Consider the following 14,475-nt stretch of genomic DNA (forward strand, 5'->3'; position numbering starts at 1 on the left):
ATCGCCTACCTCATATGCATGGAATGGCTTACACTCAATATTTGTGCTGCCGTTGACATTAATTAACAGTCAGCCCGGTCTATCTGTTGTATTGTACAAAAAGTGTTGACAGTTTTTAGCGCAACGAACAGACAGGATAAAACCATGATGCAATTCAGTAACTTATACCTTGCCATCGGATTGGCTTTGGCCCTCACAGCGCTCTCAGGGTGCGGTGGCGGCGGCACAGAGAGCAGCACAGGCAGCGATTCTGGCACTGTGACAACACCAACTAATAACAATAATAATAATGGTAGCGACTCAGGTGGGAGCAGCACAGAGCCAAGCTGGCAGCCTGGCGTATTTCCGCCCGCCACTAACTTCATAAACTACTGCGCTAACCCGCGGACCGGGCTGGATGAGTTTAACAATAACCAACCCTTCCCGGACAGAGAAGGGACAGTGATGCATGAAAAAATGTGGTTGCGCTCATTCAGCAACGAAACCTACTTGTGGTATGACGAAATAGCCGACAACAACCCGCAAGATTTCAGCACCGTGGCAGATTATTTTGCCCAGCTAAAAACCACTCAGCGTAACCCGGATAATTCACTGAAAGACCAGTTCCACTTTTCCAGCACCTACGAAAGCTATCAAAAAGAACGGCAGTCGGGTGTGACCACCAGCTATGGTATTCACTGGGCAGCTATCAAAACCGCTTCACCAGATAGAAACTTTACCATAGCCTATATTGAACCAAACTCACCAGCGGCGGCCAGAGGCCTGAGCAGAGGAGACCGCCTGATCAGCATTGATGGCGAGGACTTTGTAGACGGTGATAACGTCACGCTGTTCAACGAAGCCCTGTTTCCCAGTGAACCAAAAGCCTACACCTTCGTTTTTCGCCCTACCCAGGGCGAAGAGAAGTCGGCCAATATGACAGCCGTCGACTTTGAGCAAACACCGGTGCAAAACACCAAAATTATATCGCACGGTGGAAAAACCGTCGGCTATGTGCAGTTCAATCAGTTTATCCCTACTGCACAGGAACCCCTGATCGCGGCATTTGACAGTTTTAAAAACAGGGGGGTCAATGAGCTGGTGCTGGATATGCGGTATAACGGTGGCGGACTCATTCACAGCGCCGCACAGCTAGGTTATATGGTTGCAGGTGACAGCTCACTAAGTCGCAACTTTGGGGTTACTACCTATAATGATAAGCGCCAGAGTGAGAACCGAGTTTACACCTTTGAGCCTCGCCGGATTGACTGGACCCGAGAAGTATTTCTCAATGACACCACCTTACCCAGCCTGGATTTGTCTAAAGTATACGTACTGACCACCGACGACACCGCCTCAGCGAGTGAAATGGTGATCAATGGCTTGCGTGGTATCGATGTGGAGGTGGTTCAGATAGGCACTACTACGCGAGGTAAACCCTATGGTTTCTTACCCGCACCGAACTGTGGCATGGTGTATTACACCATTCAATCTAAATCTGCTAATGAAAAGGGCTTTGGCGACTACGCCAATGGCTTTACCCCAACACCAGCAAGCCAGATAAGCGGCGAAACCGGGTTAGATGCAAAAGTACCTGGCTGTCAGGTAAGTGATGATTTAAGCCATGAATTAGGGGACGAAAGTGAGCAGCTCCTGGCGACTGCTTTACACCACAGTGCAACCGGAAGCTGCCTGGCCAACGAGACGGCGGGGGTTTCTGCCAGACCCGATGACAGCGGGCAGGCCGGGGCACATAACACAGTGATCTTACCGTTCAAACCACTACGTGATGGCGCGATCCACACAACACTTAAAGGACAGTAACGATGAGATGTTCGGGATGGTTTGCCACCTTACTGGCTCTGCTGCTCAGCGGCTGCCAATCTAGCAAAGCTGCACCAGTCCATGCGGCCTTAATTGAACAAACCACCCCGGACATGATCCGAGAGATTCAACACGCCATTGTCGCCCTCAAGGGTGGCAGGGCCCCCAAACTCGCCCACAATGTGTTTATGCAGCATTCCACCTTATTTCTTGAAAAAGGTAACCTGCTGGATCCCTCCGGACAACCCATACTGGGCAGCAGAGAGGGCGGTGTCACGGGTTTCGAACTGCAAAAACGGGGTAAGCAGTGTGTTTTGTATTACCCCAGAACCGGAGAATATCGGGTATTGCCTTCGGTGCCCTGTGTGATCAATCCGCGCCAGCCTTAACGGGCTAAGTGTTAAGCCCGGCTTCACACCCGAGCGAACTTGCAACATTTCCTTATATCGGTAATATGACTGCCACTAATTGAGGGAGTCATATGTCGTTAACACCAGCCGAATTATTCACACCCCAGCTGCCATTCGCCAGCTATAGCAGCACTTTTAGCGTAGCAGCCTATCAGGACAGTGATTTTTCACGCTACACCCAGCCGCTGCCGGAAAAACTGAGCCGAGCTGTTGCCAAACGTAAAGCCGAATATCTGGCCGGGCGCCACTGTGCCAGTCAGGCGCTGAAAATGCTGGGACAGCCCCACACTATCATTGCCAGTGCAGAAAGTCGTGCACCGGTGTGGCCATCGGGCATTCAGGGCACCATTACCCATACTCAGGAACTGGCCATGGCCATGGCCTGTGATGACCCCTCGGTGCTGGGATTGGGCATAGATCTGGAAAAAAAGATGACGCTCAGGCAAGAGCAGGAACTACAAACACAAATACTGGGAAAAACAGAACGGCCGGCATTTGAGCAGCTGAGCAAAGATCATGCTTGCCCGCTAACGCTGATCTTTTCCGCCAAAGAAAGCATTTTTAAGGCACTGTACCCTGTAGTCCAACGCTTTTTTGGTTTTGAGGCCGCATGCCTGATTGAACACAGCGATAACCAGCTACACTTTACGCTCACAGAAACGCTCCATGAGATCCTGCCACAGGGCACTCAAGTCAGTGTGTATTATCAACTCAATAATGAGCTGGTACTGACCGAGTGCTGTCTGCGCGCGGCGCCTTAAGCCAGCGCCGCTTGCTGTGACGTTGCCTCAGCAGCCAACCCTCCAGGCTCGCTGAGACACCCGTTGTCCATTTTTAGCAGCCGGTCGGCCAGGCCAAAATACTTATCATCGTGGGTGATCACCAGTACCGTTTTGCCCTGTGCACTCAGCTCAGGCAACAGCTCACGATAGAACACCTCCTTAAAGACTGGATCCTGATCCGCCGCCCATTCATCAAAGATATAAAACGGTCTGTCTTCCATATACGCCACCACCAGAGCAAGGCGTTTACGCTGACCCTGCGAGAGCTTTTGGGTGGTAAAAGCACCATCTTTAATTGCCACCTTGTGATGCAAATTAAGCTTTCGGATCAAAGCATTACCTTTGTCTTCCAACGCCTGTCCCTGACAGCCCAAGACCCGATCAAAGAGGTAAAAATCACTGAATACTGTACTGAACAGCTGGCGATAGTCATCAAACTGCGCCGACTGCACCGCTTGTCCATCTACCAGTATTTGCCCCTGGCGCGCCTCAAACAGGCCACACAACAGTTTGGCAAAGGTCGTTTTACCACTGCCATTACCACCGACCAGATACACTAACTCACCTTTGCGCAGAGTCAGATTGATGGGGGTCAGGGCAAACACTTCATCACTTTGTTCATGGTAATAACCGTGGCTGATGTCTGTCAGAGCAAGTTCATTGAAGTCGGTCATAGCCTCACTGCTGTGCGGCATCAGCGCCATTTCTTCGGTCAAAGAGGCAATGGTATTTGCCGAGGCCTTCGCCGCGGCGGCTTTAGGAATGGCGGCCAGCATCACTTCTAACGGCGTCAGCATATACAGAAATAACAGCGCAAAGCCCGACATCACTTTACCGCTATCCGCGCCGGGCGCGGAGAGGTAAAACAGTGCGCCACCAATAAATGCAAATACACTGAAACCTCCCCAGGACGCCGCGTAGTGATACATACTGGCCCCCTGTACACGACGTTTTTGCAGTAAAGAGATGGTGCTGCCAATCACCTCCTGGAAGAAGCTTTCACGCTTTTCCCGGTGCAATTTTAGCTCTTTTGCGCCGGCGTAGATGGCATCGAACTGATCGTACAAGGTATCCTGAATTTTCGCGGCTTCAGTCACTTTACGAAAGGCACTGGCGTTGGCCAGACTGTAACCGACAGAACCCAGTACCAACGTCAACAGGGCAAACAAAAACACCTGCCAGTCGAGCCAGGCCATATAAACAAAGCTGCCCAGTACCACCATGGCATTACTGAGAATATTCGGCAGGCTCTGGAAAAACTCCGCCACTTTGAGGCTGTGCTCAGTCAGACACGATTTGATCTTACCGGCCCCCTGCGCTTCGACATGGCTGAACTGCGCGCCTATTACGTGCTCTGCCACTTCACGACGTACGGTAGCCTGACTTTGCTGGCTGAGCTGTTCAGCGAGTAATTTAGAAGCCAGCTGTAAACCCACCCCCAGACAGGCCAGTACGGCAAACCAGACAAACTGCTCAGAGCGGCCAGCCTGGTTACTGTTAATGATTTCGTTGATCAGCGCAACCAGCGACACGCTGATCAGACCAAACAAGACACTGCTGAGTGCGGTAGCGATAAAGCGCCACCAGGTATTACGGATCAATTTTGCAAGCACGGGGTCTCTCTTCTATGCTGACGTGGATTTGCTTTAGGTGGTGACGAACAGGGAGTAAAAAAATTCACCCTCAAAACGTCTATGTATCGGTATTTGTAGCAAATCAACCTCGAGGTACGCTTGCTTCCAACATTACAACCGTTTTTCCAGGGGCCCTTCAGGGAATATGGCGAGGCCGTCACTTTGTCACAATCCCCAGACTTGCCCACTCTGGCACAGCAATTTGCTGAGGTGACTGCGTTGAAAAGCGCCATCCGCAGCTGGGCCCAAAACGAAGGCATCGAACAACCCCGGGCACAAGCCTCCACCTGGCATATGCGCTATTGCGTCAGAGTGCTGCCAACTGTGCTACTCAGTCACAGTGTGCTCAACCGGGGCCTGCCCGTGGCTGCGCAGCACGTTCAGTTGTGTTTAGCCACCCAGCGGCTGATGTTGCAGACCTGTGGCCAGCCTTTTGCGCCAGCCAGTTGCGCGAGGGTCAAATATCATCCGCTGATCTTTGCACACTTTGCCCCGCTTCATGCCTTTCTCAGCAGCGAATTTTGCATCCCTGAGCGGGTGTTGTGGAGCAACCTGGTGTTTCGCCTGCGTCACATCAGCACCACCATCGCCAGTGTGTTACCTGATGCCTCTGGGCTGCAACAAGACATTCGGACTCTACTGCACCGCCACTGCTGGCAAGATCAGCCTAACCCGCTGTTCAAAGCACAGCGCAATGAATACCTAGCTTCAGGAAAGCGGGTGCGAGGCGAATGCTGCTTGCTTCATGCACACCCGCACAAAGACTACTGCGGTGACTGCCCGAAACGCCCGGAATTCATGGCTGCACGCAAAACAGCCCGCAAGCAAATCGACTGCAGGACTAAATCTTTTTCGCAATGAGTCGTCTTGGTCACATCTCGCTGAACGCAGTTCGCATCAGCGTTGCTATCGACAGAGTCAACAGAGGAAAATAAACCCATGCATGCTGGTCAATTATCCGAGCCCACCCAGACGCACGAACTAGGCAAGTTCAGGCCCGAGCAGGACTGTTTATTTGTGTCCGGGTCGTCATGCCTGATAAGCCGCGGTGTGGCCAGACGTTTTACCTTACCCATAAATGATAATGAGGTACTGACCAGCGCTCTGCAACAACAGCTGGACGCGCATGCGGCCAGGGGCAATGGACAGACCATTGCCTTCGGCGTGGTGCCATTTTGTAAACAACAACAGGCTCAGTTTATTGTCCCGGAACAGGTTTGCACGCTGGATAAGCAACTGTTTGCGCAGTGTCTGAGTGCACAGCATCAGTCTGTTCAGACGCCCAATCGTTTAAAGTCGGTGCAGTATAAACAGGACAGGGCTCATTTCGAGCAGACCGTACGCGACGCCAAAACCCTGTTTGCCGATGGCCAGCTGGATAAAATCGTACTCAGTAAACAAGTTGAACTGCACTTTGAGCAGCCGCTGGATCAGGTTGGTGTGCTCTCACAACTGCTGGCACAAAGTCCCAGCGGCTATCACTTTTCTATCCCCGCTCAGTTGCACGATGTGCACACTGAGTACAACGCGGGTGTACTGATGGGCGTCAGCCCCGAGCTGCTGCTACGCAAAACGGACGGGCAGATTTTCAGTAACCCCCTGGCCGGTTCCATTCCCCGCGACCCCTGCCCCAGTGTAGAAGCCCAGCGCCGCGCCACCCTGTTTGCGTCGAAAAAAGACCGCTTTGAACACGCCGTCGTGTTGCAGGATATGGCCCAGATCCTCGGTCCACTGTGTGACCAGCTGCATATCCCTGAGCAGCCCGATCTGCTCAGTACGGCCACCATGTGGCATTTATCTACGGTAATTGAAGGCACACTCAAAGCCCCAGGGCAGAGTGCGATTGCGCTGGCAAACCGCCTGCACCCCACACCGGCGCTGTGCGGTAAGCCCACTGCACTTGCCTACCAACACATTGACGCGCTGGAAGGCCATGGCCGCGGCCTGTTTTCAGGGATCGTCGGCTGGTGTGACAACCAGGGCAATGGTGAATGGGTGGTGGTGATCCGCTGTGGTTATCTGCAGGCCAATCTGGCGACCCTGTTTGCCGGTGCCGGCATTGTCGCAGCGTCCGACCCCATCTCCGAGTGGCTGGAAACCGAAGCAAAATTAAACACTATGCTGAACGCGCTAGACGTACGGCATGCCTATCACTTAGAAACGAAACACACACTATGAGTATTGAATATACCCCGTGGCCCAAAGAGCTGGCCGCCCATTACCGAGCCCAGGGCTACTGGCAGGACAAACCGCTCACCAGTATTTTGTACGAACAGCTGGCGCATAACGGACAAGGCATTGCGGTCGCCGATGCCAATCGACAGCTGAGCTATCAGCAGCTCGATGAATACAGCACGAATCTGGCAGCCCATCTGGCTGTTCAGGGACTACAACAAGGCGATACGGCACTGGTTCAACTACCCAACTGTGTGGAATTTTATATCAGCTACTTTGCCCTGCTTAAACTCGGCGTCGCTCCCGTATGCGCCCTGTTTAACCACCAACGCACTGAGCTGCAAAGCTACTGTGAAATTCTTCAGCCCAAGCTGTTGATCGTCTCATCGGCTCAGGCGCTGTTTGCCGATGAGTCATTCACTCGGGAATTATTTAATCGCTTTGCCTGTATTAGCCACATTATGGTTGATCACAGTAAGGGCAATAGCGAGCTGAAACAGGCGTATTTACAGTCACGCTCCTTCTGTGCGCCAGAGCTCAATCCAGAGCATGTGGCGTTTTTCCAACTCTCTGGCGGCAGCACAGGCACCCCGAAACTGATCCCACGCACCCACAATGATTATCTTTACTCTGTCGTCGCGAGCCGGGATATTTGTCAGTTGCACGGCGATACCCGCTATTTATGTGCCCTGCCGGCACCACATAACTTCCCGCTCAGCTCACCTGGCGCACTGGGTGTGTTTGCAGCCGGAGGGTCCGTGATCCTGGCTTCAGATCCTAGTCCCAGCAATTGCTTTCCCCTAATTGAGCACTTTGCCATTACCCACACGGCGCTGGTGCCACCGGCACTGCAGCTGTGGTTACAACACGCCCCGCAAAGCCATCACGACCTGAGCAGCCTGACGCTGATCCAGGTCGGCGGTGCCAAACTTAGCCGCACCGTGGCTGAGCAGGTCAGGCCAGTGTTGGGCGCCCAACTACAACAAGTCTTTGGTATGGCGGAAGGACTGGTGAACTATACTCGCCACGATGACGAAGAAGAACTCGTGCTAACGACCCAGGGGCGCCCGATCAGCCCGGACGATGAAATTAAAGTGACCGATGAGCACGGCCAGCCCGTTGCCCCCGGTGAAGCCGGTAGGCTCCTGACTCGTGGTCCTTATACCTTCCGGGGCTATTACAAGTCACCTCAGCATAACGCCAGCGCATTTGATGCCGACGGCTTTTACGCTTCCGGCGATCTGGTGAAGCAACTGCCCTCAGGCCACCTGATTGTGGTCGGGCGTGATAAAGATCAGATCAACCGTGGCGGCGAGAAAATTGCGGCCGAAGAAGTGGAAAACCATTTACTGGGTCATCAGCATATCGAGCAGGTCGCTATTGTCTCTATGCCCGATGTCACTTTGGGCGAGAAAAGCTGCGCCTTTGTGGTCGCGGCCGAGAAGCTTACGCCCTTGCAACTGCGCAAATATCTGCGCCAGCTGGGGATCGCCGATTTCAAAGTGCCCGATAAATTTCAGTTTGTCACCAACCTGCCCCTGACTGCGGTCGGCAAAGTCGATAAAAAAGCCCTGCGCGCCACCTTTGACGGCCAGGCCTGATTAATAAAAGAAGCAAAAACACCATGAGTATTCCTAAGCTATCCCATTACCCGTTACCCCGCGCTGCGGAGTTACCCGAAAACCGCGTTGACTGGCAGCTCGATGCCAATCGTGCCGCTCTGCTGATCCACGATGTCCAGCATTATTTTGTTGGCTACTATGGCGACAACAACCCGCTGATTGAAACCATGATCAGCCATATTCTGCGCCTCAAGCAGTTCTGTTACGAGCAGGGCATTCCGGTGTTTTATACCGCGCAGCCGATCAAACAGGGTCAGCATGAACGCGGGCTGCTCAGCGATATGTGGGGCCCGGGCCTGCAAGACCCGGCGCAGCAGCCGATTGTTGATGCGCTGGCACCGGGCGAACAGGACATAGTACTGACCAAATGGCGTTATAGCGCCTTCCAGAAATGTGACTTTGAAGATCAGTTGCGTGAGCGCGGCCGGGACCAGCTGATGATCGTCGGTATCTATGGCCATATCGGGGTGATGACCACCGCAGTAGACGCCTTTATGCGTGACATTCAGCCCTTTGTCATTGCCGATGCCATTGCCGATTTCAGCCGCGATGAGCACCTGATGGCACTGAACTTTGTGGCCGGGCGCTGTGGTAAAGTAGCCACCGTAGCCGAAATCCTGGGTGAAGAAACCCAGGACATTACCACACTTGAAGGCCTCAAAGCGCATATCCTGCCGCTTATCGACTGCGAAGACGATGAGTTTGACGAGCATGAAAGCCTCATCGACTATGGCCTGGATTCCGTACAGGTGATGAACCTGATTGCCCTATGGCAACAACAAGGCATCGAGACCAATTTTATTGAACTGGCCCAGATCCCGACGCTGGCCGCCTGGGTTGAGCTGCTCGAAGAGCGTAAGGAGGACTGATGTCCAGCGCTTTGCCATTAACCGACTCGCAGCAGGCCATGTGGCTGCTGCACACCATCAGCGGCCGGGGTACCTTATTTAATGTCGCCGAGTGCATCGAGTTTCAGGGTCAGATCTTAGCAACCATGTTACAACAGGCGCTGGCCCACGTATGGCAAAGCAGCGACTGTCTGGCGGGCCGGTTTGTCCATGACGCCAGTTTTGTGCCTCAGCTGCGCCCGAACAAGGACGTGCCGCAGATCGACATTCAAACTCAGGACACCCAGCCAGAGGATATTCAGGCTTTTGCCAGTGACTTTGTTGCACCGTATATGGCACAGAGTTTTTCATTGCCCGATGAGGCCTTGCTAAAACTAACGCTGGTACGCACGCCAGAGCAAGACCTGCTGTTTATTGTGGGTCACCATTTGCTGCTCGACGGCTACGGATTTGGTCTGTTTACGCAGGCACTGAACCGCAGCTATAACGCACTGCAAAAAGGCCGGGCACTGCCCAATCTGCGCTTTGGTACACAAAGCCAGTTGCTCGAATGGCAACGCAGCGAAACCTATCTGGCCCGTCAGCAGGTGGCCAAAGCCACGCTGATCGCCTGGCTGGAAAATGCGCCACCACCTCAGAGCTTTAGCCCCCTGGATGCCGATATCACTGAGGCCAACCGCCGCCAAAGCGCCACTTTGAGTCGCACCGACTGGCATACCATTCAGTCCGCCGCCGCTTTATGTCAGGCAGGCCATGCCGAGCTGCTGATCGCTGCCGTATGCGCTGCACTGGTCGCTAAATCCGGTCAGTATCATGTTACCCTGGGCATGATCATGATGAACCGTCAGCACCAGGTAGAGTTAAGTACGCCCTGTGTGCAGAGCAACGTAATGCCGCTGCCACTGGAGCTGGATGCCGAAATGACCCTCAGTCAGTGCTGCCGGGTGATCAATCAGGGGATCAAAGCCCTTAAATCGCTGCAAACCTTCCGGGTGGAAGAGCTCAAGCGTGAGCGCAACAAACAGGGTCTCAGCCCGCATGTGTACGGCCCGACGGTTAACCTGTTGCCCTTCTCAAGCAGCCCAAAATACGGCGCGATCTCATGCCGGTCACATATTCTCAGCGCCGGTGCCACCGACGATATTATGCTGCAATGGCATTTGCTGCAGGACCAACCGGCGAAGCTGGATACCGACGCCAATGTCGCGCGCTACACAGATACTGAGCAACAGCAGGTACAGACTCAGATCTTTGCCGCAGCCCGCTGCTGGTCAGGACAGCCAAACCGCACACTCGGCGCGGTCATCAATGCATTGAACACGGGAGCTCCCCATGCTGTTTGATACCAGATTACAACAGGAATATCGCGACCAGCTGGTGTGGATCAGTGGGGTCGGCCAGGGCATTGGCCTGGCCGCTGCACAGCGTTTTCATGCCCTGGGTGCCAAAGTGATTGGTTTTGATCGTCAGTTTAGTGATCTCAGTGTGCTGTACCGTGCGGTGGAATGTGATCTGAGTGCGCCGGAGCAGCTCGCCCAGCAGCTGGACAAGCTGCTCACAGAAGGCCTCGCCCCTTACAACCTGATCAATGTTGCCGGGATACTGGAGCTGGGCGATCTGGAGCAGCTTACGCTGGCACAGTGGCAACACTGCCAGCACGTCAACAGCACCGCAGTGTTCACTTTTTTACATGCCTGCACATCCCACTTTAAACAACAAGGCAAAGGTGCGGTGGTAACCGTCGGCTCCAACGCCGCTGATACGCCACGCCAGCAAATGGCAGCCTATTGCGCCTCCAAAGCTGCGGTGACTCAGCTGACACTCACAGCCGGACTGGAACTGGCCAACTTTGGCGTGCGCTGCAATGTCATAGCACCCGGATCGACGCTGACGCCAATGCAAACGGGTATGTGGCACGATGATCAGGGTGCCCAGCGGGTTATTGATGGCTTTGCCGCCCAGTACAAATTAGGGATCCCGTTACAAAAACTGGCGACGGCCGAAGAAATTGCCGACAGTATCGTGTTTGTGGCGTCCACTCTGTCTTCTCATACCACCTTGCAGGTGCTCACCATTGACGGTGGCGCGACGTTTTAACGTCTCGCCCCATCCTCCTGAGCGATTAGGTCAACGCTTCCAGCTGCTCTGCCTGGGCATCCATAATACGTTGCGGGTCAAGACAAAACGCCTGGATCACTAACTGATAGATGTGCGCCAGATCGGCAATGTCCCGGACGTCGGCCGATTCGTTGACCTGGTGGATATTGTCATTTCTGAGGCCAAATTCAATCACCTGAGTATGACTGGAGGCAATAAAGCGCCCGTCAGAAGTACCACCATCTGTGGTCAGTACCGGCACCCGATCCACCACCGCTTCGATGGCATTGCAGATCAAGGCCACAAACTCATCCGCCTGATTAAAATACGGCGCACAGGGACGTTGCCACTCGATGTCGTAATTTAAGTCAAGATCCAGCAGAATGTCGTCGATCAGGCGCTTCAGCTCCGCTTCGTTAAAACGGCTGCTGTAGCGGATATTAAAACACACATCACAGGCCCCCGGCACCACGTTATCCACAAACTCACCGCTGTTGAGCTGAGTCACCTGAAATGTTGTTCCTGGCATCTGAGGCGTGCCTTTGTCCCACTCCAGTGCCAGTAAGCGCTGCAATAATCGCGCGGTATGATGGGTGGCATTGTCGCAGTTGTGAGGATAGGCCACATGCCCCTGGCGCCCGTATACCCGGATGTGTGCAGACAAAGAGCCACGACGACCAATTTTCAGCACATCACCCAGTGTTTTGCGACTCGATGGCTCACCTACCAGGCAATAATCCGGCAAGTGATCGACGCCCTGCTGCTTAAGATAGCTCATCAGCGCGGCTGTACCATGCTCCGCCTCCCCTTCTTCATCACAGGTGATCAAAAACATCAGGCTGCCACGCGTACACTGCGTCAGAATAGACTCTACGGCAGCTATAAAACAGGCGATCGCGCCCTTCATATCCGCAACGCCACGGCCATACAGTCGGCCATCCTGAATACTGGCCACAAAGGGCGGGCTTTGCCACAATGCCAACGGACCGGGTGGCACCACATCCAGATGCCCGGCAAAGGCCAGTGTTTCACCGGGGCCAAACACCCGTTTCGCGACCAAATTACGCACCCCCTCGCGCGTGACTTCATGACAGTCAAAGCCTAGCGACTGTAACTTGCGCACTAAAAAGCTGAAGCTGCCGGCATCGTCCGGGGTAATGGATTTATAACGCACCAATTTCTGAGTCAGTGCAATGGCCTGTTCACTTAATGTCGCACAGCGTTTCAGAACCGTTCCGGCAACTTGCATATCGCTTTACCCGTTCATTCTTAGTTATTGAAATTGCGGGCAAAAGTAAATCCTTTGCCCCGATTGATTAGCTAGACGAGTCGGTGGCTAAAAAATTCATATTATTTGCCGGGTTTTTGCCCTGGATCAAAGCGCTTTTTTTCTCTGTGGTTTGTGGCTAATTCCCCCGGCTCAGCCCTAAAGAAATGCCCGCAGCCTTCGTCCTTAAAGGCAAGAAACACTATTTCACGCAGCTTTGCGTGTGGTTAAGGTAATCAAAGGCAAAACAATGAAACTATACGACGTGATTGGGATTGGATTTGGTCCCGCCAACCTGGCCCTGGCTATCGCCCTTCAGGAACAAAATAAACTGAGCGATCGAGTCTGCTTTATCGAAAAGCAACCAGACTTTTTGTGGCATGGTGGCATGTTGCTGGACAACACCACAATGCAGATCTCGTTTTTAAAGGATCTGGTCTCGCTGCGTAACCCAACCAGTCACTTCAGCTTTATCAACTACCTGCACCATAACAAGCGTCTCGACAACTTTATCAACCTGAAAACTTTCTATCCGTCACGACATGAGTTCAATGATTACCTGGGCTGGGCCGCCAGTCACTTCCGTGATCACTGTCATTTTGGTGAGCAGGTCTGTGGCGTGGAGCCTGTGCTTTTGGACGGCCGGGTCGACCATCTCAAAGTGATCAGCCGCGACAGCGAAGGCCAGCAAAGTGTGCGTCTGACCAAACATCTGGTGGTCAGCGTGGGTGGTTCGGCTAAAGTGCCGGCGCCATTTGATGCATTACAAGACGCTGAAAACGTCTGGCATTCATCACAATACCTGCATAATAAAGACAAGGTGAGAGACGGCGATCGCGTTGCCGTGATTGGGGCCGGGCAAAGTGGCGCCGAGATCTTTGCCGATCTGGCCGCGATGACTGAGCAGCCAGAGGTCGATATGATCATGCGTGCCGGTGCAATGAAACCAGCCGATTCCAGCCCGTTTGTTAATGAGATCTTTGATCCCGGCTTTACCGACGTGGTGTTCAGCAAGTCATCAGAACAACGGGATCGTTACTTTAACGAGTTTCGCAGCACCAACTATTCGGTGGTGGATGAACCGCTGATCGACCACATTTACGCCAGCCTGTATCAGCAAAAACTCAACGGCACAGATCGTCTGGCGATCCGCAACCGTACCAGTGTCAACGGCGCCCGCATCAATGCTCAGGGCAAAGTGGTACTGGAGCTGGAAACTGTCCACGGCGTCAGCCAGGTTGAGTACGATCAACTGGTGCTGGCCACGGGTTACCAGTATCCAAGCCGCTCGCCGCTACTTGAACAGGTGAGCGAATGGCTGCAGCCGAACATCACGCGTCATTATCAGCTAGAAACCAACGAGCAGTTTAAGCCCAAGATCTTCACCCAGGGCGTAAACGAACAGACCCACGGGATCAGCGATTCTCTGCTGTCTATTCTGGCGGTGCGCTCCGCTGAGATTGTCGACGCACTCGAACTGTAACCTCCCTTCTACGGGCTTCCATCGCGAAGCCCGCTTTCTGATTCCCAAGCTCTCACCTCTGACATCGTCCTTATCTTTACTCCGAGTGTATAATACCAATGTTACTTAATACCGGTTCAATTTGAAGGAGTAAATCTGCCGCTAACTACGTTAAAAACTTCTCATTTAGAACCTTTTACTTAAGGTATTCGTTCGCAAATTTTTGCCTCGCCTATATGAATGTAGGTGCCTCAGCGGTAGCAGGACGCTAGAGCGGTGTTATCGACTATTTTCTCGCCTCAAAATAGAACACTTAATTAAGCAAATTGGTATAACCCCTTTCTTTCAGACATAAAAAAGCCGCTTTGCAGCGGC

Annotated in this window: 12 protein-coding genes; 10 read left to right on the forward strand and 2 right to left on the reverse strand. The window is 53.2% G+C overall.

All coding sequences use genetic code 11. The features are described 5' to 3' along the window. Positions 1–144 precede the first annotated feature (144 nt). From MHN33_RS18715 to MHN33_RS18725, 3 genes are all read left to right on the forward strand, one after another. Positions 145–1,803 carry a S41 family peptidase gene (locus tag MHN33_RS18715; RefSeq protein WP_239400219.1) on the forward strand — a complete coding sequence of 553 codons (1,659 nt, stop codon included), beginning with the start codon at positions 145–147 and terminating at the stop codon, positions 1,801–1,803. A 2-nt stretch (positions 1,804–1,805) separates the two neighbouring features. Then, on the forward strand, positions 1,806–2,192 hold the full coding sequence (locus tag MHN33_RS18720; RefSeq protein ID WP_239400221.1) for a hypothetical protein: 387 nt from the start codon (positions 1,806–1,808) through the stop codon (positions 2,190–2,192). 92 nt (positions 2,193–2,284) lie between these two features. Continuing rightward, positions 2,285–2,974, forward strand: coding sequence for a 4'-phosphopantetheinyl transferase superfamily protein (locus MHN33_RS18725; protein WP_239400223.1), 690 nt, complete (start codon positions 2,285–2,287; stop codon positions 2,972–2,974). On the opposite strand, the gene MHN33_RS18730 is transcribed toward MHN33_RS18725, so the two are convergent. Continuing rightward, entirely contained in the window at positions 2,971–4,608 is a 1,638-nt protein-coding gene (locus MHN33_RS18730; protein ID WP_239400225.1) for a cyclic peptide export ABC transporter, read from the reverse strand. The two genes, MHN33_RS18725 and MHN33_RS18730, sit on opposite strands and share 4 nt — an antisense overlap. A gap of 183 nt (positions 4,609–4,791) precedes the next feature. Between MHN33_RS18730 and fhuF the strand changes: the two genes are divergently transcribed. The 6 genes from fhuF to MHN33_RS18760 all read left to right on the forward strand — a co-directional run bounded on the left by fhuF (position 4,792) and on the right by MHN33_RS18760 (position 11,371). Beyond that, positions 4,792–5,490 carry a siderophore-iron reductase FhuF gene (gene fhuF, locus MHN33_RS18735; RefSeq protein WP_239400227.1) on the forward strand — a complete coding sequence of 233 codons (699 nt, stop codon included), beginning with the start codon at positions 4,792–4,794 and terminating at the stop codon, positions 5,488–5,490. A 78-nt stretch (positions 5,491–5,568) separates the two neighbouring features. Then, a complete protein-coding gene (locus MHN33_RS18740; protein ID WP_239400229.1) occupies positions 5,569–6,807 on the forward strand; it encodes an isochorismate synthase in 1,239 nt (412 codons plus the stop codon). Then, on the forward strand, positions 6,804–8,405 hold the full coding sequence (locus MHN33_RS18745; RefSeq protein ID WP_239400231.1) for a (2,3-dihydroxybenzoyl)adenylate synthase: 1,602 nt from the start codon (positions 6,804–6,806) through the stop codon (positions 8,403–8,405). The genes MHN33_RS18740 and MHN33_RS18745 overlap by 4 nt, the downstream gene beginning before the upstream one ends. Positions 8,406–8,428: 23 nt before the next feature. Beyond that, positions 8,429–9,295, forward strand: a complete 867-nt coding sequence (locus tag MHN33_RS18750; RefSeq protein ID WP_239400233.1) for an isochorismatase family protein — start codon at positions 8,429–8,431, stop codon at positions 9,293–9,295. Further along, positions 9,295–10,617 carry a condensation domain-containing protein gene (locus tag MHN33_RS18755; RefSeq protein WP_239400235.1) on the forward strand — a complete coding sequence of 441 codons (1,323 nt, stop codon included), beginning with the start codon at positions 9,295–9,297 and terminating at the stop codon, positions 10,615–10,617. The genes MHN33_RS18750 and MHN33_RS18755 overlap by 1 nt, the downstream gene beginning before the upstream one ends. After that, a complete protein-coding gene (locus MHN33_RS18760) occupies positions 10,607–11,371 on the forward strand; it encodes an SDR family oxidoreductase (protein WP_239400237.1) in 765 nt (254 codons plus the stop codon). Before MHN33_RS18755 ends, MHN33_RS18760 begins: the two co-directional genes overlap by 11 nt. A 25-nt stretch (positions 11,372–11,396) precedes the next feature. Here the strand turns inward: MHN33_RS18760 and dapE are convergent, their stop codons facing one another. Beyond that, the gene (gene dapE / locus MHN33_RS18765; RefSeq protein ID WP_239400239.1) at positions 11,397–12,620 is read right to left on the reverse strand and encodes a succinyl-diaminopimelate desuccinylase; all 1,224 of its coding nucleotides are present in this window, start codon (positions 12,618–12,620) and stop codon (positions 11,397–11,399) included. Positions 12,621–12,888: 268 nt separating this feature from the next. Between dapE and MHN33_RS18770 the strand changes: the two genes are divergently transcribed. Beyond that, positions 12,889–14,121: a lysine N(6)-hydroxylase/L-ornithine N(5)-oxygenase family protein gene (locus MHN33_RS18770; protein ID WP_239400241.1), complete on the forward strand. Its 1,233-nt coding sequence runs from the start codon at positions 12,889–12,891 to the stop codon at positions 14,119–14,121. The last annotated feature ends 354 nt before the right edge of the window (positions 14,122–14,475 follow it).

This window comes from Pseudoalteromonas sp. OOF1S-7 (genome assembly GCF_022347765.1).
Classification (GTDB): domain Bacteria; phylum Pseudomonadota; class Gammaproteobacteria; order Enterobacterales; family Alteromonadaceae; genus Pseudoalteromonas.

Bases quoted from the DNA above. Each gene is read 5' to 3' on its own strand.
- MHN33_RS18715 (WP_239400219.1), top strand. From the start codon at position 145: ATGATGCAATTCAGTAACTTATACCTTGCCATCGGATTGGCTTTGGCC.
- MHN33_RS18720 (WP_239400221.1), top strand. From the start codon at position 1,806: ATGAGATGTTCGGGATGGTTTGCCACCTTACTGGCTCTGCTGCTCAGC.
- MHN33_RS18725 (WP_239400223.1), top strand. From the start codon at position 2,285: ATGTCGTTAACACCAGCCGAATTATTCACACCCCAGCTGCCATTCGCC.
- MHN33_RS18740 (WP_239400229.1), top strand. From the start codon at position 5,569: ATGCATGCTGGTCAATTATCCGAGCCCACCCAGACGCACGAACTAGGC.
- MHN33_RS18745 (WP_239400231.1), top strand. From the start codon at position 6,804: ATGAGTATTGAATATACCCCGTGGCCCAAAGAGCTGGCCGCCCATTAC.
- MHN33_RS18750 (WP_239400233.1), top strand. From the start codon at position 8,429: ATGAGTATTCCTAAGCTATCCCATTACCCGTTACCCCGCGCTGCGGAG.
- MHN33_RS18755 (WP_239400235.1), top strand. From the start codon at position 9,295: ATGTCCAGCGCTTTGCCATTAACCGACTCGCAGCAGGCCATGTGGCTG.
- MHN33_RS18760 (WP_239400237.1), top strand. From the start codon at position 10,607: ATGCTGTTTGATACCAGATTACAACAGGAATATCGCGACCAGCTGGTG.
- dapE (WP_239400239.1), bottom strand. From the start codon at position 12,620: ATGCAAGTTGCCGGAACGGTTCTGAAACGCTGTGCGACATTAAGTGAA.
- MHN33_RS18770 (WP_239400241.1), top strand. From the start codon at position 12,889: ATGAAACTATACGACGTGATTGGGATTGGATTTGGTCCCGCCAACCTG.